Consider the following 19,498-nt stretch of genomic DNA (forward strand, 5'->3'; position numbering starts at 1 on the left):
TATCGTACTCCCTTGTAGAAAAACCGTCGCGGCATTACATCGCGGTAGGTGGTTGTTGAGTGGTAAGAATTGCCGCCGCAAACAGTGCACCGAGCAGTAGCAAAGTCTCTACTTGTAGAACGACTCTCACCAGAGTGACGCCGCGGGAGGAGCGGGAGGCAGCAGGCAGTCCACGAAATTTGTTGTAGCCGCCCAAGGCAATGGCAAGAAGGACCAATGCAACTTTGACCAGTAAGGTGACGCCGTAGGTGGTATGAACAAGGTGCTCGGAACTTCCCACTCGGTGCCAGGCGCTGTAGATACCAGTAGCAACAATGGCAACTACTGCGAGCATTGCTGCCTGGGACATCAGTTCGAGGTACTGATCGGTGCTACCCGTATCAAATTTCCTTACCCGCGCCGCATGAAGAACAAACCAGCCGGTAACCATCACCGCGCCAGTCCATAGGCCGATGGCAAAAAAATGGATCGCTTCTACTGCTAGCGGAATAGTCCAGAAGCCTTCCTCGCCCGCATGCCCCATGGACGCCCGTATTGCAGAAAAAATGGCCAAAAGGAGAACGACAGCAATATCGCTGCTGCGGCCGACTCCGCCGACTAATCGCACAAAAAAGAGAGCAAGCATCGCCACAATAATGGCGCAGCCTGCATGTCCGTAGTCGGTTGTAGACACCATCATCCAGAACATCGGGCACGCTTCGCGCAGGCCGACACCCCCCATGACCGCCGTTGCGCTCAATAGTGCAGATGCACTAGCAACCGTGCTGATTGCCGCCGCCATCAAGTCAAGTTTGCGCAGCGCAGGCTCGAAATGATCATGGTCGACGCCGCTAGAACGCATCCAGTAACGCGCAAACCATGATCCAACGAGCCAGGCAAAGCCGAGGTTCAGCAGCAAAGCTGAACTGACTTGCAACAGCGAGACTGCATCCATTTATTTCACCGAGAACTTAAAATCGCCCTTACGACGATGCCCATCGTGTCCGGCAACTGCCCAGCTCACGGTATAGGCGCCAGCGTTCAAGGTTGGTACTGCCAAGCGTAAAACGGCTGGATTTGCGGCATCGACCTTTGCCTTGTTTGCACCGACAGTTTTGCCTTCGCCATCGGCCAGAACGATCGTGCTAAAGGCTTCTTCCACCTTCTCGTTGAAGGTCAGCGCAATCTCCGTTGGTGCGACTGCCAGGGAGGCACCTGCCACGGGATTGGAGTTCTTCAAGCTCGCATGTGCCAAGGCAAATGGGGTAGCCAGCGTTGCCGCCAATATGGATGTGGCAAGAATAATGTTCCGCAGGGTCTTCATCTTCAACTCTCTTTGTTAAATTTACTTTACTGCTTCGATGGAGGTGACCGTCAGTGCACCGCCAACTTTTTCCACGACGAAACGTACTTTGTCGCCTTGTTTGACCTTGTCGAGCATTGACGGCTCCTTGACCTTGAATAGCATGGTCATACCGGGCATACCCAGGTTCTTCAGCTCACCATGCTTGATGGTCAGCTTGCCGGCGTCCTTGTCCACTTTCTTGATTTCCCCTTCGCTCATCGCGTCTTGCGTCGCGGGGGCGGTCTGCTGCTGGGCGAACGCCACCGAGGTCGTTGCGACGGAAGACAGGCCAAGCAAGGTTGCCAATACAGCTTTTTGCAGGTTTTTCATGATGTTTCCTTTTAGTTGAAAAAATTAGTGACCGCTATGCCCGGTCGGTTTACGAACAGTAACTTCAATATTGGGTTTGTTCATCGTTGGCATCGACTGCCCCCCAGCGTTAGTGGCACGTTCGGGTTCAGGAAGGGCGCCCGTCCACTCGTATGCCACGGTTCCGGCCGGATGTTTGTACCAACCAGGATCGGAATAGTCGCCGCGCTTCTGGTCCTTGCGCACTTTCAGTACGGTAAACATGCCCCCCATCTCAACACCACCGAACGGTCCTTCGCCCGACATCATCGGTAAAGTGTTGTCCGGTAAGGGCATTTCCATGCCTCCCATAGAGCCGCCCTTGTCGCCCATCACCATATATTCAGGGACGATTTTGTTAATTTTTTCAGCAACCCCGCGATGATTGACGCCAATCATTGTCGGTACCGAGTGGCCCATTGCATTCATGGTATGGTGGGATTTATGGCAGTGAAGTGCCCAGTCACCCAGATCAGTAGCGACGAATTCGATGGCCCGCATTTGCCCAACGGCGACATCGGTGGTGACTTCAGGCCAACGCGACGCCGGCGGGGTCCAGCCACCATCCGTGCCAGTGACGAAAAACTCATGGCCATGTATATGAATAGGGTGATTCGTCATCGTCAGGTTGCCGACACGGATGCGTACCTTGTCACCTTGGCGCACCGGCAATGAATCAATGCCGGGGAAGACGCGGCTATTGAATGTCCACAGGTTGAAGTCCAGCATGGTGTTGATCTTCGGCGTATAGCTTCCCGGTTCCACGTCATACGCGTTGAGCAGGAAGACGAAATCACGGTCCACAGCATGGAGCGACGGGTCCTTCGGATGGGTGACCCAGAAGCCCATCATCCCCATCGCCATTTGGGCCATCTCGTCGGCGTGGGGATGGTACATAAACGTACCTGGCCGTTTGGCCTCGAATTCGTAGACGAAAGTCTTTCCAGGGCCGATACCCGGTTGAGTAAGGCCCGTGACGCCATCCATGCCGTTCGGCAATCGCTGTCCATGCCAATGAACGCTGGTGTGCTCAGGTAGCTTGTTGGTCACGAAAATACGCACACGGTCACCTTCGACCACTTCAATTGTCGGGCCTGGGGATTGTCCGTTATAGCCCCACAGATTGGCTTTCATCCCTGGTGCAAGTTCACGCACCACGGGTTCGGCCACCAGATGGAATTCCTTTACGCCATTTTTCATCCGCCATGGCAATGACCAGCCGTTCAGGGTCACGACCGGATTGTAGGGCCGGCCAGTGGGTGGCGCCGGGGGGATGTGTGTCTTGGCATTGTCCATCAACATCGCCTCAGGCAATGACGCGGCACCAGCCTTGCTAACGGCAACGGCACTCACCGCTACAGCACCGGCACCTCTGAAAAAATCTCTACGTGAAATCATGGCATGGCCCTTGTATCGTTCGTACTTCCACCGTTGATGGTGGATTGAAGTTTGGTTTCTGCTATCCAAAAGTCGCGCTGGGTTTCGATGGCGGTGTTCACGCTCACCAGTTGTTCGCGCGAGTCCGCCAGCAATTCGAATACGCTGGCAAGCATCCCGTTGTAGCGAAGCAGAACCTCGTCGGATATTTTTTTCCGCAGCGGCACGACATCGTCACGGTAATGACGGGCAATGTCATAGCTAGTGCGGTAAGCGGAGTAGGCCTCACGAACTTCTGAGCGTGCCCGCACGGCAGTATCGGTGGTGCGATGGACGGACTGCATATAGAGCGCCTCCGCCCGCGCGGCCTTGGCACCACCCCAGTCGAAAATCGGTAGTTCGAGGGAAATCTGGTATCCATTCTCGCGTGGCAAGCCTGTCGTACTCTTGTTGGTGTAGCCGGCATCAAAAACGTTGATGAAGCCGGTTGCCTTTGTTAAGCCAAGCGCTGAAGCAGTAGCCTCGGTATTGCGGCGAGCCGACAGCATATCGAGGCGTTGCGACATTGCCTGTGCTTCCGCATTGTTCGTCTCCAGCGGTTTGTCCGGCAGGGGAGGCAACCTGTCTGGCAATACAAAATTTTGTTGCTCGCCCCATAGGCCAAGGAGGCGAATGAGCTGCTCACGCGTCGCTGTTGCTTCATGCTTTGTCCTCGCCAACTGTGTCAACGCATCTTGGTAGAACGCGCGCTCACGGGCCCGGTCAAGCGTGCTCCAGTTTCCTACCTTCGTCATGCTATCGGCGAGTTGCGATGATGCCTCGGCGGCGCCGCGCACCTGCTCCGCGAAAGCGGCTGATTGTGCCGCCGCTACGGCCATAAAATATGCCCGACGTGTCTCTGCCGCCAGTTGGACAGCCTGAGCAGCTGTTTGCAACTTGGCTTGCTCAAAACGTCTTTGCTCAATGCGTCGACGTGTGGGCAGCGTCAGCAGGCCTGCGATGTCAAACATCACACTGCGATCGATTTCCGCGTCGCCACCACCGCTGACGCGGCCGAAACTAAAGCTTGGATTGCGCATCCGTCCAGCTTGCACAAACTCAGCCTCCGAGACCCCCAATTCAGCGAAGGAGACCTTCAGTGCAGCATTATTGAGCAGCGCAATCTGGACTGCAGACTCAGGCGTCAGTGGTGCGGACAGCAAGGAATGCACCTGTGTATTGGACTGCTGGCCGTCTTTCAGGCTCTCTTTCGTGAAGGGCTTGACTTGTCCAATCCGCTCTTGCGTTAGCCGAGAGACATCATTTAAGCCACCATCCGGTGAAAAGCTGGCGCAGCCTGCAAGAAATACCACACCGAACACAGCAGCTACCCGAGTGGGCACTGGCAACGATAATCGCTTCATGTCATTTGCCTTTCATGTTCATTTGATGGCCTTTGTGCGGATCGTTCGCCGAAGACGGCTTGGAGTTTTCCTGGCCTTTTGCCCCGGGCGCCATTTCCATCGACATGTCTCCCTGAGCGCCATGCTGAGAGCCCCCTGTCACATCTTGATTTGCTTGAATCCAGGCCTTATCTGGAGACGTCTTGGACTCCCCAATCGGCTTAACATCAGCAAAAGCAGAGACATATTTCAGCGGCGGCACCGTGGCGTTAGCATCCGTCACCGCCGCAGTGGTACTAGCAGGCTGAGCGGATTGTGCATAGACAACCGGCGAAAAGCTAACCGTTGCCAGAAGCAATAAGTGGAAGCGTTGCATGATTCTCTTTCAAAATTGACTGATTACTGGGTGGATACAGCACGAGGTGAGGCGAACGCCAGTGCATGATTTCAGCAAGCGGCGGGGACGGTGGTGTGAAAAGAGCTCAAGGGGCGCGAGGAACGGGTGGTGGCCATTATCAGCTCCATGGCGGTGCCTCCCAAGGTAGAGCGAGGCATCCAATGTCATGCACCTTACCTGCCCAGGTTGCTTGCAATGCGCGTCAGCATACGATTCATCCGCGTATCCTCGCCGTGGTGCTCCACCAGGTTGCTTGCACATTACCCGAACCAACCGAGATGAAACCGCCCCCTAAAGCTACACCTTCCAATGAACGGAAGGTCAAGCATATTTCAGTTTGCCAGAGTATTTTCACTTCCACCTTGCTACAATCATCGCCCGCTGATTTAATTGCGCCACTGCAATTCACCGTATAAACAAAAAACACTGGAGAGCTCGTGCGCCAACTAACTTCCCTTATCGCTATTTCCGTATTCAGTCTCCCCCTATACGCCGCCACACCAACTGAAACTGTTGCTGCATTTCACGAAGCACTCGCCAGCGGCAAGTCCGAGCAAGCGATTACTTTGCTCAGCCCGGAAATTAAAATTTACGAATCTGGGCATGTTGAGCGTTCACGTGATGAATACGCTGGCCATCACCTGCCTGCCGATGCCGCCTTTGCCAAGGTCACCAAAAGCAAAGTCCTAAAACAAAACGAACGTATTGATGGAAACCTGGCGGTCGTGATGCAGGAAACAGAGACCACAGGACAATTCCAGGGCAAAAATGTGCACTTATTCGGCACGGAAACAGCTTTGCTCGAAAAACAGGGCGACCAATGGGTCATCTTTCATCTTCACTGGTCGTCCCGTAAATCTCAGTAACCTCATGTGCCAGCAGCCCACAGGCGGGCTTACATGCACTTAGTTGGCGTAGGTCGGGTTAGGTGCCACGTACACGCGTACGCCGTGGGTATTCACGCCAGAGGGCGCAATTGCCGAAAAGTCAAAGCTTGCATTGGCGCGCAGCGTATCGAACTGCCAAGTGAACGTCTTGCCATCCACGTCAAATTTGACGACGTCGCCTTGGGTGACATTTACATACTTGGTAACTGACGAAATTGTGATGGTGCGGCTGGCGAACGGCGCTGGAGCAGCACTGCCGAATGCAGGACTCGAATGCATTTCGCTTTGGTGTGCCATCGCGGCGAGGGGGCTGAGCGCGATGACAGCGAAAACGGCGATGATGTTTGCTTTGAGGGATTTCATTGGAATGTCCTTATTGTTCAGTTGCGGGTTAAAGAAGTTGCGAATCCGATGAAGCTATTCTACGTAGGGGACCCGCACACCCGAATGACGGAAACATTACATTTACATTACAGAAACCTCAGCAGTTCCAAGGTCAAGTACCTTTCTTCAATTCGACTTGAGCTAACTTTTTTAGTGACATTTCATCCGCAGCAAGCAGGCTGGATAGGGCGACCGGAAAACGCCTGAGCTGGCGGTGCAGCGCGGCAAGGGATGCGGCTCGTTGAGTAATCGTGGATCGACGTGCGATGCCGTACATACAGCTAGCATTTTTGCGGAATATGATGTGATGTTGTTATGTCATTTCATCATTTTTGATAAGGAACTTGGCATGAAAAATTCATCAAGTATGGCGGTCTCGGAGATGCAGTCTTGCATCGATGCGTGCGCACAATGCCATCAAATATGTTTGAAGATGGCCATGACCCATTGTCTGAAGATGGGTGGAAAACACGTCGAGCCGGATCATTTTCGTTTGATGGTGAACTGCGCCGAAATTTGCCAAACCTCAGCAAATTTTCAGCTGAGTGGTTCTGCGTTCAGCGCCCGTTTGTGCGCTGTTTGTGCCGATATCTGTCAAGCTTGCGCTGATAGCTGCCGCAAAATTGACGGTATGGACGAGTGCGTGCGTGCATGTGATGCGTGCGCGTCCAGTTGCCGTAGCATGGCGGCCTGATTATCAATTGGAAAAATTGCTGTTAATACACAACGCCTCCTCCGCCTGGTTGACATGGGTGGGGATTTTTCAACCTGTTAGGAGAGAAATATGCATACCAACAACAAAATCAGTAGTCTGGGCATTGCGCGCAATTTGGCATGCACGCTCGCAGTGGCTATATCGGCATATACAATACCGGTGGTAGCCACCGCACAGACGTCGGCGTCTTCCGCAGCCAAGATGGAAATGGGTGCAAATGCTTCCGGCGACGCTTCAATGAAAATGCGTAAGTCGATGGACGACATGCACGAAAAAATGGGCCAAATGAAAATGACTGGCGATGTCGATCACGATTTTGTGATGATGATGCGGTCTCACCATCAGGCGGCCATTGATATGGCGCAAGTTGAAGTCGACACCGGCAAGGATGCAGCCATGATCAACGCTGCAAAGAAAATCATTGCCGCGCAAAAGAAAGAGATCGCGCAATTCGACGCCTGGATGAAGAAACATCCAATGAAATAGCGCGGTTGGCGCCAGACGCGGGCGGCGGAACCACACCACCTACGCTTAACAGCGGCAAAGGCATTTGTGAAATCGAACAACAAGATGCCTTTTCTCCCGTCGACGATTGCGCTAATGGTGGTGTGGGGTTTTGGGGTAATCCTCGGCAATTTCAAGGTGTCTGTCCTCGCAAACCCGCCTCGAACTATCAGTGGATGATGGGTACTGGAAAAAATAGCGTGAATTCGGTCACTCCATCGGGCTCACTCGTGACGCTGGCGCGGCCATGGTGAAGCGTCATGATGGATTTGACGATTGAAAGACCCAAGCCAGCGGAGGCTGACGTACTGGACCTCGATTTATCGGAACGGTAGAACCGGTCAAACAGCCGCGGCAGGTGTTCCTGCATGATGCCTGGGCCAGGATTGGAAACGGAAACCACAGCTCCGTCGTCGTCAGCTATCGCCTTGAGCGTGATAGTTTCACCCTTTGGGGTGTACCGAATGGCGTTCGATACAAGGTTGCTTACCGCGCGGCGAAGCAGGAGCCCATCAGCAAGCACTTTACCAGTGGCGATGACGATGAATGATATCCCGGCGTCGGATGCCGGCCCTTCAAAATACTCGGCGATTCGCGTCAGCTCAACATCCATATCAAGCTGTTCAGTTGCTAGCAAAACTTGGTCATGGTCAGCCCGCGCCAAAAATAATATGCTTTCCACCATTCTAGCTAGACGGCCAAACTCCTCGTAGTTAGATGAGAGCAGGTTTTGATATTCATCCGATTCTCTGGGTTGAGACAGGGCAACTTCTGTTTGTACCATCAGATTGTTAAGGGGCGTACGCAAATCGTGTGCCAGGTCATCTGCGAACTGGGAAAGGTTATTAAAGCTATTTTGCAGGCGGTCAAGCACCTCATTGAACGAATCAGCCAGTATCTGGAATTCCTTCGGGGCTGATTTTGCAAGCAAGCGCACTTCCAAATTGTGCGCACTGACTTGCTGAGCTTGCTGCGCGAAGAGCTTCACTTTGTGCAACGCGCGACGCACAAGCAGAAACCCCAGTAGGGCTGTTAGCACAGCACCAAAGAAGCCTGATGCAAGAACTTTTAACTTGTATGCAGATAGAACAGCTGCCCGACTCTCTTCACTCCGGGCGAGCGTGATTTGCACCACGGATCCTGTCGAGCCAACGGTACCCAGCGCTGCAATAACCCTTAGGTTGGGTTCGCTATGCCCTGGCGCAGCACGTACGTGAGACGGTTCTGGCATCGTCTCAGCCGGCACAGCCCCATTGGCATGCATGAATGAACGGTCACGGGTATTGCGGGTTAATTCTTCCCCATCTTGTGCCTGCATAACGAGCAAAAAGCCGCCATGCAAATCGACAGCATCTAAAAAGCGGTGCGGATCCATACGAATCGATTCTACACTCGGTGTTTCCTCAAGCATATGCCTGATGAACACAATACGGTCGACAAGGTCTGCATCATCCCGTGCTTGGAGCTGCGCCGCGAGTGCTTGATAGAGATAGATGCCTAAGGCCGAAAATACAATTGCCGAGATGCAGGCGAAGAGCGCCCCCAGCTGAGCTGTGAGAGACCAGTTCTTGACCTTCATTGTCTATCTTCTAATACATAGCCCATACTCCGAATCGTATGGATCAGTTTGACCTCGAAGGGGTCGTCAATTTTTGCACGTAGACGGCGTACCGCGACATCCACCACGTTCGTGTCACTGTCAAAATTCATGTCCCACACTTGCGATGCAATCAACGGCCGGGACAAAACTTGTCCGACCCGTTTGGATAACAAATGCAAAAGTGCAAATTCTTTCGCAGTCAAATCAATCCGAACACCGGCCCGTATTACTCTTCGCTTGGGAATGTCCAGTTCCAGATCGGCAATTTGAAAAATATCAGCTTCTCTGATTGGCCCCCGGCGCAACAACGTTCGAATACGAACAAGCAACTCAACAAAAGCGAATGGCTTGACCAAGTAATCATCCGCACCAAGCTCCAGACCTTTGATGCGGTCATCGAGCCCATCCCGTGCTGTAAGAAACAGTACCGGCGTATCGACCGTTTTACGCAACTCAGCGATGATTTGCCAACCATCTAGGCCCGGCAGCATGACGTCAAGCACGATCAGGTCATAATGGGCAGTAGTGGCAGCGTGAAGTCCGTCAGGCCCAGTTCTCGCCAAGTCAACAACAAAACCAGACTCGTTCAAACCTTTCTGAATATATTCGCCCGCCTTTTGCTCGTCTTCCACAACTAATAATCGCATGTCACTTTTCCACTCGTTCAACTGCTGTGTCCACGTTATGCGGATGGCGAAGATCGCCGTCGGTCTCTGTCTTTAGTCTACCTTGGAAAGGTGACAATCGTCTAACGCCAGGATTACAATCCTGTCAGAATTGAACTGTTTACCAGTGCTAATCAGAATACGCTTAAAGGTTCCTGTACTTTTTTTGAATTTTCACAACAGCGCCATGATGTGAGCGGTGACCAAGGAGGGCGCGCTATCGGTCGGCAGGCTTACAACGAGCAGAACGCATTGTAGAGGAATGGTTTTCATGACTGTCACATGTCGAAATGTAACGATGCTTATAAGAAACGTCGACCTCATTGTTTACTAAATGTTTTTCATGTGTTGTGGTGAAAAATTTTCTCTTGCAAGTAGCCCTCGCAAAGTCATGGCAGGCGTGATACATTCCGGGCATGCGCAAGTCCCTCTCCCACTACCTCGCTTTTTTTCTGTTCGTCATGTTCATGACGAACAGCGGCGCATGGACGGGGAGTAGCGTTCGCCTTGCACATGAGATGGAGCATATTGGCCAGCTCGACCAAGATGCGAGTGCACATGAGCATACCCATCTGGGGCACAGCGGCGATGTCGATCATGATGATCGCAGCAATGACGTGCCCGGCAAGTCCGGCCACCAGGCATTGCACGCCGTTGACCACCTTCAGTTTTTCCCGGATACCGCCTTCGGCGGTTTCTCCATGCAGGCGGCCGATGCCAATGTGCCGCCGCAATTTGTCGCCCTGCGCTTGCCGCTCCCATCGTACGATCCCCCATTCCGTCCGCCTTGTAGCGACGCGCTGACAGCCTAACTCCGTCTGTATGACCGGGGACTAGTTCCCCTATCAGGCATCTGCCGGAGTAGACGCGTGCCTGTCCCTGGCGCGTCCCTGTCTTCGTTGCTTCTTCACCTTGTGCTGCCTTCCTTTGCCCGGCGCCGCCTCTATGGTGCGCCTGGTGGACGTTGGCGTGCCTGGCCTGCGGGCCATGGCATCGATTACCCCAGTAGCCCTGTCTGCCTCATTCAGGAAAGAATCATGAAAACAAAAGAAATACTCTCGCCCTTGTGCCTGGCGCTTGCGCTGGCATTTTGCATCCCGTCGTTCGCTGCGGAACGCCCAGCCAGATTTTCTGTCACGGAACAGCAGATGAAAGCCCTCAATATCCAGGTGCGGGCCTTGCAGCGCGATGCCGAATTGGTCGTGCTGAGCCTGCCTGCGCAGGTCGCGTTGCCCGCCAGCGGTGAACAAATCGTCAGCTCGCCCGTGGCGGGCCTGGCGGTACAGTTGTATGTACAACCGAACCAGTTGGTCAAGCGCGGCGCACCGTTGCTACGCCTGGTAAGCCAGGAACTCGGCCCTTTGCAATTGCAAGTGCTGCAAGCTGCGAGCCGCGCCAGCCTGGCTCGCCAGACTGCACAGCGCGAACGTGCTTTGTTTGACGAGGGCATCATTGCCCAGCGCCGTGTGCAGGAATCACAGGCGGCACTGCAGGACAGCGAAGCGACGTTGCGCCAGGCCAAAGCTGCGCTGCGCCTGGCCGGTCTGTCGGCGCAGGCGATCGAACGCATTATTGCCAGCGGCAAACTGGAGGATGGATTGACGCTCATGGCCTCCCAGGCCGGCATCGTGACTAATATCGAGGTCAAGCCGGGCCAGAGGGTCGATCCCACCACCGCCTTGCTGCACCTGACACAACTGGATCGCCTGGCACTGGAAATCCAGGCGCCTGCGGCTGAATCTGCGGCCTGGCGTGTCGGCGGCACCTTGCAGATTGAGGGGCGCAACAGCAAGGCGCGCATCGTCAGTATCAGTCCGGTCGTCGCACCTGGCAGCCAAACGGTCGCTATTCGCGCCGAACTGGATGCTGGAACCAGCGGTTTGCGGCCCGGTGAAATGGTCACCGTGCAATTGCCATTGAGCGCCAATATTGCCGCCTGGGACGTGCCGCTGGCCGCACTGGCGCATGACGGCAAGCAGGCGTACGTCTTTGTGCGCACGAAAGAAGGCTTCGAAGCCCGTCAAGTTGCAGTGGTCAGCAGTGCCGGACAACGTTCGCGCATCTCCGGCGAGCTTAAGGCCGGTGATCGTATCGCCGTCTCCGGTGTCGTGGCCCTGAAAGGCTCCTGGATGGGCGAGAAGGGAGGCAGCTGATGTTAGCCCGTCTGATTCAGGCTTGTCTCTCGCAACGGCTATTTGTCCTGCTGGCGGCGCTGATGCTCGGTGGTGCCGGCTGGTATGCCTTCAACCAGTTGCCCATTGACGCCTTTCCTGACGTCTCAAGTACGCAGGTCAAGATCATCATGAAGGCCCCCGGCATGACGCCGGAAGAAGTGGAAAGCCGCATCGCGGTGCCGATCGAAGTTGAAATGTTGGGCATTCCCAAGACCAAGGTTCTGCGTTCGGTCACGAAATATGGCCTGGCCGACGTCACCATCGACTTTCAGGACGGCACCGATATCTTCTGGGCCCGCCAGCAAGTCAGCGAGCGGCTTGCCGGTATCACCGAGAGCTTGCCCGGTGGTATCAGTGGTGGCATGGCGCCGATTACCACGCCGCTGGGTGAAATGTTCATGTTTACCATCGAGGGTGGCGGTCTCTCCCTGGCCGAGCGCCGCAGTTTGCTCGACTGGGTGATCCGTCCCGCCTTGCGTACGGTGCCTGGCGTGGCTGACGTGAATGCCTTGGGCGGTGTGGTGCGCGCCTTTGAGGTTGTGCCCAATCCGCTGGCCATGGCGGCCGGCGGCGTCACACTGGCTCAATTGAGCGAGGCAATCCGCGCCAACAACCGCAACGACGGGGCCGGGCGCCTTGGCGAGGGCGACGAGGTGTTGCTGGTGCGTAGCGAAGGCAGCATTACCAGCCTCGATGATCTGCGCGCGGTCGTGGTCACGGTACAGAACGGGGCGCCGTTGCGCGTGGGCGCACTTGCAGACGTGCGTATCGGCTCATTGACACGCTATGGCGTCGTGACCCAGAGCGGCAAAGGGGAGGCGGTACAAGGCCTGGTGCTTGGTCTTGCCGGCGCCAATGCGCAGCAAGTGGTCGAAGGCGTGCGCAAGAAGCTCGACGAGATCAAGCCCACCCTGCCCAAGGGAGTGACGCTGAATGTCTTCTATGACCGGGCACAGCTCGTCTCGAAAGCAGTGGGTGCCGTCTCGTCGGCGTTACTGGAAGCGACGGTAATTGTCGTTGTCCTGCTGGTCCTGTTCCTGGGTAACTTGCGCGCGGCGCTGACGGTGGCCCTGGTCTTGCCGCTGGCGGCGCTGATCACGTTTATTCTCATGCGTGGCTTCAACATGTCGGCCAATCTGATGAGTCTGGGTGGCCTGGCGATTGCTATTGGCATGCTGGTCGACGCGGCCGTGGTGGTGGTGGAAAACGTCGTCCAAAGGCTGGCGCACGACCCGACGGCCGGCAAGTTACCCCGCCTGCACACGATTTACCGGGCGGTGCGCGAAGTGGCCGTCCCTGTCACGTCCGGCATCGTCATCATCATCACCGTCTTTTTGCCGCTGTTGACGCTGCAGGATCTGGAAGGGAAATTCTTTGCCCCGGTCGCCCTGGCGATCGTCTTTGCACTAGCCGGCTCGCTGCTGCTGTCGCTGACCGTCATTCCCGTCCTGGCGTCGTATCTGCTGCGCGATGTGGCGCATCAGGAACCCTGGTTGCCGCGCAAGCTGTTGGCCTTTTACGAACCGATCCTGGCCTGGAGCATGCGCCGGCAACGGGTGGTCGCCATCGGCGCCGTGGCCATGCTGCTCGGCGCGGGCTTGCTCTACACGCAGGTGGGCAAGACGTTCATGCCCACCATGGATGAGGGCGACCTGATTGTCGGCATCGAAAAGCTGCCTTCCGTCAGCCTTGAGCAAAGCGCTGCGCTGGACCTCAAGATTCATCAGGCCTTGATGCAAGCGCTGCCGGAAATCACTGGGGTTGTGGCACGCGCGGGCTCGGATGAAATCGGCCTCGACCCGATGGGCTTGAATCAAACCGACACCTACCTCTTGCTCAAGCCGAGTGGCGAATGGCGCATGAAGAGCAAGGAAGCCTTGATGGACGAGATCCGCAAGGTGCTCGATCAGTTGCCTGGCATCAAGTACAGTTTTACGCAGCCGATCGAAATGCGCGTGAGCGAGATGATCATCGGCGTGCGCGGCGATATCGCCGTGAAAATCTTCGGTCCCGATCTGGCGCAGCTGAACCAATTTGCCTCGCAAGTGGAAACTGTTCTGAAAACCATACCAGGCAATCAGGATGTGTACACGGTGCAAAACGATGGCGTGCAATACCTGCGCGTGGCCGTCGACCGCCTGCAGGCTGGCCGATTGGGCTTGAGCGTCGAGGAAATCCAGGATGCGCTGCGGGTGCAGATCGAAGGCCAGCAGGCGGGACATGCGGTTGAAGGCAACCGCCGTACGCCTATCGTGCTGCGTGCCGACGAATCCATCCGCCTGTCGCCGACGGATTTTGCTGCTGTGCGCATCACCGCCAAGGACGGTAGCAGCGTGCCGCTCAGTACTGTTGCCAAACTGGAGCGGGCCGAGGGGCCAGTCAAGATCGACCGCGAGATGGGTAGCCGTTATAGCGTGGTGATTGCCAACGTCAGCGGTCGCGATCTGGTGGGTTTCGTCAATGAGGCCAAGGCCAGCGTCGCCAAGGCACTGGTGCTGCCAACCGGTTACCGCATCACCTGGGGTGGCCAGTTCGAGAACCAGCAACGCGCGGCCGCTCGCCTGAGCGTTGTCGTCCCGGTGGCATTGGGCTTGATCTTTATTGTTTTGTTTTCCACGTTCCGCTCGGTACGCCAGGCGCTGCTAATTCTGTCGATTATCCCGTTCGCCCTGGTGGGCGGCATCGTCGCCTTGTGGGTCACAGGCGAGTATCTGTCAGTACCGGCGTCGGTAGGCTTTATCGCCTTGCTGGGTATTACCGTGCTAAATGGCATCGTTTTGGTCAGTTACTTCAATCAGCTACGTGCCGAAGGCATGGCCCTGGCTGAGCTGGTGGTGCAGGGTGCGCGCCGACGCCTGCGTCCGGTGATGATGACCGCCTCGATTACCGCTTTTGGCCTGATTCCGCTGCTCTTCGCCAGCGGGCCAGGCTCGGAAATCCAGCGCCCCCTGGCCATCGTGGTGATTGGCGGCCTGATCACGGCGACCGCCTTGACCCTGTTGCTGTTACCCATTCTTTATTTGCGCTTCGCTGTCGCGAAGCAGGAGAAACCCCATGACTGAACTGTGTTTAACCTTGCTGTGTCCTCCGGCGCTGGAAGAGCGCGTGCTCGACACGCTGCTGATGACAAGTGAAATTTCTCTCTTTACCAGCACTGCGGTGGCCGCACACGGCTTGGCGCACGACCGGCTCAGCGCCATCGAGCAAGTACTTGGCCTGGCCAAGATGACGCGCATCGATGCACTTCTGCCGGAAGAGCATCGGGAAAAGGTGCTGTCCATGCTGCGCCAGGTCTTGCAGGGCGGCGGTGTGCGCTATTGGCTCACGCCCATTACCGAAACGGGGGAGTTGTTATGAAGTATGGATTTCTCATTGCGCTGGCGGCGGGTGTGGTCCAGGCCGCACCACTGCCGCCGACGCCCGGCTTGCTGCCAACAGCGATGGTCCGCCCTTTGTTAGACCAGGATCCGGAGGTGGAAGCTGCCCGTGCCGGGCGCGAGATGCTGCGCCAGGATGCGGCGCTCGCGCAGGACTCGCCTTACGAATGGACTGCCAAGGTCACGGCCCAGCGGCGCACCTTGGAAGCGGGGCCGCATTACAAGGAGTGGAATGCGGGCGTGGAGCGCACGCTGCGCCTGCCGGCCAAGGCCAGCGCCGATCGCCGCATCGGCCAGGCGCTGCTGGAAGAGGGCGAGGCGCGTTATGGCGAGGCCTTGCACGAAACCGCCCGCGAACTGCTGAGGCTGTGGCTGGACTGGGCGCATGCGGAGCAGGCGCTGGTATTGGCAGCTGAGCACCAGCAGGCGGCCAGCGACAATCTCGCCGCAGTCAATAAACGGGTCAAGGCCGGCGATGCCGCCGCGCTCGATGCGAGCCTGGCGCGTGGCGATCTGGCCGATCAGCAACGCGTCGGCATCGAGGCTAAAACGGCAGCCGCTGTTGCCTGGGCGCGCTTGCATGCGCGTTTTCCGGGCTTCCGGCGCGAGTTCGCCACCTTGCCGTCCTCGCTGCCACTTGCCGAGTCGCCTACGTTCTGGCGTGAACGGATCCTGGCCCAGAGTGATGAACTCAAAATTACCGAGGCGCAATTGCTCAAGGCGCAAGCCGTCAGCACCCGCATGCGCGCCGAACGGACGCCAGACCCTACCGTTGGCCTGTACACCGCGTCGGAAGTGGGCGGGCGTGAGCGCATCACCGGCATCATGTTCAGCATTCCCTTGCCGGGAACGCACCGGGCGGCGCGCGATGGGCGGGCCGTCCAGGCGATGGAGATGTCGCAGCATGAAGTCGCGCTGAAGCGACGCGCCCTGGATGGTGCCATCGCCGTGTCGCTTGCCTCGGCACAAGGCGCGCATGAAGGTTGGCAGGTGGCTGAAGCGGGGGCGACGGACATGCGCGACAACGCGCGGCTGCTGCAACGCGCCTACACCTTGGGCGAGGCCGATCTGCCCACGCTGCTGACGGCGCGGCGCCAGGCAACCACTGCCCAGCAAAATGCCCTGGCAGCGCGTGTCGCTGCGGCGCGTGCGTATTACGGGGTCTTGGTCGACGCGCATGTGGTGTGGGATATGGACCATGAATAAGGCATTTTTCCATGCGTCGCCCGGCGCCACAACTTTTAACAGGAGTACTACGTGACATTGATAACGAACAAGCTGGGCCTTGGCGCCTGGTGGAGCTGGCTGGCAGGCACCTTGCTGTGGCTGTGCGCTGGTATCGCGGCGGCGCACGGTGTTTCCGAGTCGGATAAGGGGTTTCTGCAGGCCAGCAGTGGCATGCAGATCCTGCCTTACATCTATCTGGGGGCCAAGCACATGGTCACCGGCTACGATCATTTGCTGTTTCTGTGCGGCGTGATCTTCTTCTTGTATCGCATGAAGGATATTGGCCTGTATGTGACGCTGTTTGCCATTGGCCACAGCACGACCTTGCTGCTGGGCGTGATCAACGGCTGGCACATCAATGCCTATTTTGTCGACGCCATTATCGGCTTGTCCATCGTATACCGTGCTTTCGACAATCTGGGCGGCTTCCAGACGGTCTTTGGCGTACAGCCGAACAAGCGCGCGGCCGTGCTGATCTTCGGTTTCTTCCACGGCCTCGGACTGGCCACCAAGCTGCAGGACTTCGCCTTGTCCGCCGATGGCCTGGTGCCGAACATGATTGCCTTCAATGTTGGCGTGGAGATCGGCCAGCTGCTGGCCCTGAGCATGATCCTGATCGCCATGCGCTACTGGCGCAGCACGGCCAGCTTTGTGCGGCATGCCGCCACCGGCAATTTCGTCCTGATGACGGCTGGGTTCATTCTGGCTGGCTTTCAATTCACCGGCTTTCTCAGCAAATAGGAACACTACCCATGACATCAACCTCAATGAACGGCGGCATTTCGGTCGCTAAAAAAGAACTGGTACGCGGTACCGGGCTGGCGGCCCTCGTCGCAGGCCTCATTTTGACCGTGGCAGTTCTGCCTGCCGAATATGGCATCGACCCGACGGGAATCGGTAAAACACTGGGCCTGACCACCTTGCATCGTCCGGCAGTGGTGGCCGCCGAAAGCGCACCAGCTCAGCAAGGATCTCAAGTGTCCGCGCCGGGCGAGGAACGCGCGCTCACGATTGCCGCCAAGCAAACGGTGCCATACCGTTCGGACGAGCAAGAGATCACGCTGGCGCCCGGCAAGGGCCTGGAAGTCAAAACCCACCTGGCCAAGGGCGCAACGCTGATTTATTCCTGGGAAACGAAGGGTGGCGCCGTGGTCAACCATGATTTCCATGGCGAGCCGGTCAACGCGCGGGAAGACGAGTTCGAGAGCTTTATCGCCGACAAGGGCGTCAGCAGCTCCAGCGGCTCGCTGATCGCGCCCTTTACGGGCGTGCATGGTTGGTACTGGAAAAACAAGTCGGCTGAGCCGGTGACGCTGGTCCTGCGCTCCAGCGGTTTTTACGCCGACATTTACAAGAAGTAAGTAGTACCGCTGGTTTCAGTGCGCGGCGCCGATGACACGGTGCCGCGTAAAAGCACGACGGCTTATCGCGGCGAGGCTGACAGAATATCGCCGCATCCATGGAGAATTGCATGAAAAAAGTTATGTTGACGTTGGCCACCTTGTTGCTCATTTCCGGCGCGCCTGGCGCGTGGGGTCACACCGACCACGATCATGATGAGGCGCCGGCCCAGATCAAGCTTGAACTGAAGGGCGGCAAGACGGGCGCCACGGTATATGCCAAAAGCGCGGGCAAGAACTACGCAACTGCCGGCGCAACGGGTGTTTTGACGATCATCACAGGCAACAACAAGACCGATGTCGCCTTGCAACCTGGCGTCGACAATACGATGGTCGCCAAGACGGCGACGCCGCTGGCAGCCGGCACCCGTGCCCAAGCCAGCATCACCTTTGCGGACAAGAACACGGTCAAGGCCGATCTGGTCGCCAAGTAATCCACCATGCGGCCCTTCAACGGGCCACATGCGAGGGCTGCGCTGCCAGCGTGCGCCAGATCGTGCATACTGGCAGACAAGTTAATTAACACTTCATGAAAGCATGGCAATGGCTTCCTCATCGTCTTCCCGCAGGCTGGGCACGCATCAGGGTGTCGTGTACGCACTGCTGGCCGCTGCCCTCTTTGGCGCCAGTACGCCGTTTGCCAAAACGCTGGTGGGGCAGGTCGCTCCCGTCACCCTAGCCGGGATGTTATACCTGGGCAGCGGACTGGGCTTGCTGGCCTGCTTCGTGGTACGCGCCGTGCTCACCCGCAACAGTCAGGACAAACCCGCCATGCTCACTGCAGCAGATTTACCTTGGCTCGCGGGGGCGATCGCCTTCGGCGGCGTTGCCGGGCCGGTCCTGCTGATGTTCGGCCTGACGCTCACGCCTGCCTCCTCGGCATCGTTACTGCTCAATATCGAGGGCGTACTCACGGCCATGCTTGCCTGGTTCGTCTTCAAGGAAAATTTCGACCGCCGCATTTTCATCGGCATGCTGCTGATCGTCGCCGCCGGCATCCTGCTGTCGTGGGAGCAGGTGCCAAAACTTGGCGTGCCATGGGGGGCCATCGCCATTGTCGGCGCCTGCCTGTGCTGGGGCATCGACAACAACCTGACACGCAAGGTATCAGCCAGCGACGCCTTGCAAATTGCTGCCTTGAAGGGCCTGGTGGCCGGTTCCGTCAACTTGGCCATTGCCCTGGCCCTGGGTTACACCTTGCCCAGCGTAAGTCTGACCATGAGCGCCGGATTGGTCGGTTTTTGCGGCTACGGCTTGAGTCTCGTGATGTTCGTGCTGGCTTTGCGGTATCTGGGAACGGCCCGCACGGGCGCTTATTTCTCGGCGGCGCCGTTTGTCGGCGCGGTCATCTCGCTGCTCATGCTGGGAGATATTCCCGGACTGCTGTTCTGGCTAGCCGCGGCGCTGATGGCCGCAGGCATTTGGCTGCATTTAACGGAAAATCATGAGCACGATCATGAGCATGAGCCGCTGTTACATACACATGCGCACAGCCACGATGCCCATCACCAGCACACGCATGACGACAACTGGGACGGCAAGGAGCCGCATGTGCATGCCCATCAGCATGTACCGCTGCGGCATGCGCACCCGCACTATCCGGATATTCATCATCGGCACGATCATTCCTGACTTTGGTTAAAGAAAAGGTTGCATGGGCCGAAATCGCGGATTCGCACAATCTCGCCTAGCTTATCCTGGCAAAAATAGCAGTCAGTGCTGCAAATACGGCGGATA

Annotated in this window: 21 protein-coding genes; 12 read left to right on the forward strand and 9 right to left on the reverse strand. The window is 57.0% G+C overall.

All coding sequences use genetic code 11. From position 1 onward, the window contains the following. Window positions 1-34: 34 nt before the first annotated feature. The 6 genes from ACQ4W6_RS12615 to ACQ4W6_RS12640 are packed head-to-tail and all read right to left on the reverse strand — an operon-like array spanning window position 35 to window position 4,807. Window positions 35-934 carry a copper resistance D family protein gene (locus ACQ4W6_RS12615; protein WP_436567521.1) on the reverse strand — a complete coding sequence of 300 codons (900 nt, stop codon included), beginning with the start codon at window positions 932-934 and terminating at the stop codon, window positions 35-37. Beyond that, window positions 935-1,303 (reverse strand): copper resistance CopC family protein, encoded by a 369-nt coding sequence (locus ACQ4W6_RS12620; protein ID WP_436567522.1) that lies wholly within the window; start codon window positions 1,301-1,303, stop codon window positions 935-937. A gap of 21 nt (window positions 1,304-1,324) precedes the next feature. Next, window positions 1,325-1,654, reverse strand: coding sequence for a copper-binding protein (locus tag ACQ4W6_RS12625; protein ID WP_436567523.1), 330 nt, complete (start codon window positions 1,652-1,654; stop codon window positions 1,325-1,327). A gap of 24 nt (window positions 1,655-1,678) precedes the next feature. After that, window positions 1,679-3,070 carry a multicopper oxidase family protein gene (locus ACQ4W6_RS12630; protein ID WP_436567524.1) on the reverse strand — a complete coding sequence of 464 codons (1,392 nt, stop codon included), beginning with the start codon at window positions 3,068-3,070 and terminating at the stop codon, window positions 1,679-1,681. Next, window positions 3,067-4,452 (reverse strand): TolC family protein, encoded by a 1,386-nt coding sequence (locus ACQ4W6_RS12635; RefSeq protein ID WP_436567525.1) that lies wholly within the window; start codon window positions 4,450-4,452, stop codon window positions 3,067-3,069. The genes ACQ4W6_RS12630 and ACQ4W6_RS12635 overlap by 4 nt, the downstream gene beginning before the upstream one ends. Before the next feature lies 1 nt (window position 4,453). Continuing rightward, a complete protein-coding gene (locus tag ACQ4W6_RS12640) occupies window positions 4,454-4,807 on the reverse strand; it encodes a hypothetical protein (protein WP_436567526.1) in 354 nt (117 codons plus the stop codon). Between the two features lie 458 nt (window positions 4,808-5,265). Between ACQ4W6_RS12640 and ACQ4W6_RS12645 the strand changes: the two genes are divergently transcribed. Then, on the forward strand, window positions 5,266-5,694 hold the full coding sequence (locus ACQ4W6_RS12645) for a YybH family protein (protein WP_436567527.1): 429 nt from the start codon (window positions 5,266-5,268) through the stop codon (window positions 5,692-5,694). A 39-nt stretch (window positions 5,695-5,733) separates the two neighbouring features. On the opposite strand, the gene ACQ4W6_RS12650 is transcribed toward ACQ4W6_RS12645, so the two are convergent. Continuing rightward, window positions 5,734-6,078, reverse strand: coding sequence for a CzcE family metal-binding protein (locus tag ACQ4W6_RS12650; RefSeq protein WP_436567528.1), 345 nt, complete (start codon window positions 6,076-6,078; stop codon window positions 5,734-5,736). Window positions 6,079-6,481: 403 nt separating this feature from the next. On the opposite strand from ACQ4W6_RS12650, the gene ACQ4W6_RS25745 reads away from it, so the two are divergent. Together ACQ4W6_RS25745 and ACQ4W6_RS12655 are read left to right on the forward strand one after the other, a co-directional pair. Next, the gene (locus ACQ4W6_RS25745) at window positions 6,482-6,793 is read left to right on the forward strand and encodes a four-helix bundle copper-binding protein (RefSeq protein WP_495542722.1); all 312 of its coding nucleotides are present in this window, start codon (window positions 6,482-6,484) and stop codon (window positions 6,791-6,793) included. Window positions 6,794-6,883: 90 nt separating this feature from the next. Further along, window positions 6,884-7,300 carry a DUF305 domain-containing protein gene (locus tag ACQ4W6_RS12655; protein ID WP_436567529.1) on the forward strand — a complete coding sequence of 139 codons (417 nt, stop codon included), beginning with the start codon at window positions 6,884-6,886 and terminating at the stop codon, window positions 7,298-7,300. 187 nt (window positions 7,301-7,487) lie between these two features. Here ACQ4W6_RS12655 and ACQ4W6_RS12660 read toward each other — a convergent pair whose 3' ends face one another. Then, window positions 7,488-8,897, reverse strand: coding sequence for a heavy metal sensor histidine kinase (locus ACQ4W6_RS12660; protein WP_436567530.1), 1,410 nt, complete (start codon window positions 8,895-8,897; stop codon window positions 7,488-7,490). Further along, window positions 8,894-9,565 carry a heavy metal response regulator transcription factor gene (locus tag ACQ4W6_RS12665; RefSeq protein ID WP_076568658.1) on the reverse strand — a complete coding sequence of 224 codons (672 nt, stop codon included), beginning with the start codon at window positions 9,563-9,565 and terminating at the stop codon, window positions 8,894-8,896. The genes ACQ4W6_RS12660 and ACQ4W6_RS12665 overlap by 4 nt, the downstream gene beginning before the upstream one ends. Window positions 9,566-9,999: 434 nt before the next feature. On the opposite strand from ACQ4W6_RS12665, the gene ACQ4W6_RS12670 reads away from it, so the two are divergent. From ACQ4W6_RS12670 to ACQ4W6_RS12710, 9 genes are all read left to right on the forward strand, one after another. Next, window positions 10,000-10,395: a hypothetical protein gene (locus ACQ4W6_RS12670; protein ID WP_436567531.1), complete on the forward strand. Its 396-nt coding sequence runs from the start codon at window positions 10,000-10,002 to the stop codon at window positions 10,393-10,395. Between the two features lie 225 nt (window positions 10,396-10,620). Then, on the forward strand, window positions 10,621-11,736 hold the full coding sequence (locus tag ACQ4W6_RS12675; protein WP_436567532.1) for an efflux RND transporter periplasmic adaptor subunit: 1,116 nt from the start codon (window positions 10,621-10,623) through the stop codon (window positions 11,734-11,736). After that, window positions 11,736-14,819, forward strand: coding sequence for an efflux RND transporter permease subunit (locus tag ACQ4W6_RS12680; RefSeq protein ID WP_436567533.1), 3,084 nt, complete (start codon window positions 11,736-11,738; stop codon window positions 14,817-14,819). The genes ACQ4W6_RS12675 and ACQ4W6_RS12680 overlap by 1 nt, the downstream gene beginning before the upstream one ends. Next, complete coding sequence (locus tag ACQ4W6_RS12685) at window positions 14,812-15,114, forward strand: DUF3240 family protein (RefSeq protein WP_436567534.1); 303 nt, start codon at window positions 14,812-14,814, stop codon at window positions 15,112-15,114. The genes ACQ4W6_RS12680 and ACQ4W6_RS12685 overlap by 8 nt, the downstream gene beginning before the upstream one ends. Continuing rightward, entirely contained in the window at window positions 15,111-16,340 is a 1,230-nt protein-coding gene (locus ACQ4W6_RS12690) for a TolC family protein (RefSeq protein WP_436567535.1), read from the forward strand. Before ACQ4W6_RS12685 ends, ACQ4W6_RS12690 begins: the two co-directional genes overlap by 4 nt. 51 nt (window positions 16,341-16,391) lie before the next feature. Next, complete coding sequence (locus ACQ4W6_RS12695; RefSeq protein WP_436567536.1) at window positions 16,392-17,102, forward strand: HupE/UreJ family protein; 711 nt, start codon at window positions 16,392-16,394, stop codon at window positions 17,100-17,102. Between the two features lie 11 nt (window positions 17,103-17,113). Continuing rightward, complete coding sequence (locus ACQ4W6_RS12700; protein ID WP_436567537.1) at window positions 17,114-17,722, forward strand: transmembrane anchor protein; 609 nt, start codon at window positions 17,114-17,116, stop codon at window positions 17,720-17,722. Between the two features lie 110 nt (window positions 17,723-17,832). Next, window positions 17,833-18,195: a hypothetical protein gene (locus tag ACQ4W6_RS12705; RefSeq protein ID WP_436567538.1), complete on the forward strand. Its 363-nt coding sequence runs from the start codon at window positions 17,833-17,835 to the stop codon at window positions 18,193-18,195. A gap of 109 nt (window positions 18,196-18,304) precedes the next feature. Beyond that, on the forward strand, window positions 18,305-19,393 hold the full coding sequence (locus tag ACQ4W6_RS12710) for a DMT family transporter (RefSeq protein ID WP_436567573.1): 1,089 nt from the start codon (window positions 18,305-18,307) through the stop codon (window positions 19,391-19,393). Window positions 19,394-19,498: the final 105 nt, after the last annotated feature.

This window comes from Janthinobacterium woesei, assembly GCF_051380875.1.
Classification (GTDB): domain Bacteria; phylum Pseudomonadota; class Gammaproteobacteria; order Burkholderiales; family Burkholderiaceae_D; genus Janthinobacterium.

What these genes read in the sequence shown, in the direction of transcription:
- ACQ4W6_RS12615 (WP_436567521.1), bottom strand. Translation starts at nt 934, where the DNA reads ATGGATGCAGTCTCGCTGTTGCAAGTCAGTTCAGCTTTGCTGCTGAAC.
- ACQ4W6_RS12620 (WP_436567522.1), bottom strand. Translation starts at nt 1,303, where the DNA reads ATGAAGACCCTGCGGAACATTATTCTTGCCACATCCATATTGGCGGCA.
- ACQ4W6_RS12625 (WP_436567523.1), bottom strand. Translation starts at nt 1,654, where the DNA reads ATGAAAAACCTGCAAAAAGCTGTATTGGCAACCTTGCTTGGCCTGTCT.
- ACQ4W6_RS12630 (WP_436567524.1), bottom strand. Translation starts at nt 3,070, where the DNA reads ATGATTTCACGTAGAGATTTTTTCAGAGGTGCCGGTGCTGTAGCGGTG.
- ACQ4W6_RS12635 (WP_436567525.1), bottom strand. Translation starts at nt 4,452, where the DNA reads ATGAAGCGATTATCGTTGCCAGTGCCCACTCGGGTAGCTGCTGTGTTC.
- ACQ4W6_RS12640 (WP_436567526.1), bottom strand. Translation starts at nt 4,807, where the DNA reads ATGCAACGCTTCCACTTATTGCTTCTGGCAACGGTTAGCTTTTCGCCG.
- ACQ4W6_RS12650 (WP_436567528.1), bottom strand. Translation starts at nt 6,078, where the DNA reads ATGAAATCCCTCAAAGCAAACATCATCGCCGTTTTCGCTGTCATCGCG.
- ACQ4W6_RS25745 (WP_495542722.1), top strand. Translation starts at nt 6,482, where the DNA reads ATGCAGTCTTGCATCGATGCGTGCGCACAATGCCATCAAATATGTTTG.
- ACQ4W6_RS12655 (WP_436567529.1), top strand. Translation starts at nt 6,884, where the DNA reads ATGCATACCAACAACAAAATCAGTAGTCTGGGCATTGCGCGCAATTTG.
- ACQ4W6_RS12660 (WP_436567530.1), bottom strand. Translation starts at nt 8,897, where the DNA reads ATGAAGGTCAAGAACTGGTCTCTCACAGCTCAGCTGGGGGCGCTCTTC.
- ACQ4W6_RS12665 (WP_076568658.1), bottom strand. Translation starts at nt 9,565, where the DNA reads ATGCGATTATTAGTTGTGGAAGACGAGCAAAAGGCGGGCGAATATATT.
- ACQ4W6_RS12670 (WP_436567531.1), top strand. Translation starts at nt 10,000, where the DNA reads ATGCGCAAGTCCCTCTCCCACTACCTCGCTTTTTTTCTGTTCGTCATG.
- ACQ4W6_RS12675 (WP_436567532.1), top strand. Translation starts at nt 10,621, where the DNA reads ATGAAAACAAAAGAAATACTCTCGCCCTTGTGCCTGGCGCTTGCGCTG.
- ACQ4W6_RS12680 (WP_436567533.1), top strand. Translation starts at nt 11,736, where the DNA reads ATGTTAGCCCGTCTGATTCAGGCTTGTCTCTCGCAACGGCTATTTGTC.
- ACQ4W6_RS12685 (WP_436567534.1), top strand. Translation starts at nt 14,812, where the DNA reads ATGACTGAACTGTGTTTAACCTTGCTGTGTCCTCCGGCGCTGGAAGAG.
- ACQ4W6_RS12690 (WP_436567535.1), top strand. Translation starts at nt 15,111, where the DNA reads ATGAAGTATGGATTTCTCATTGCGCTGGCGGCGGGTGTGGTCCAGGCC.
- ACQ4W6_RS12700 (WP_436567537.1), top strand. Translation starts at nt 17,114, where the DNA reads ATGACATCAACCTCAATGAACGGCGGCATTTCGGTCGCTAAAAAAGAA.
- ACQ4W6_RS12705 (WP_436567538.1), top strand. Translation starts at nt 17,833, where the DNA reads ATGAAAAAAGTTATGTTGACGTTGGCCACCTTGTTGCTCATTTCCGGC.
- ACQ4W6_RS12710 (WP_436567573.1), top strand. Translation starts at nt 18,305, where the DNA reads ATGGCTTCCTCATCGTCTTCCCGCAGGCTGGGCACGCATCAGGGTGTC.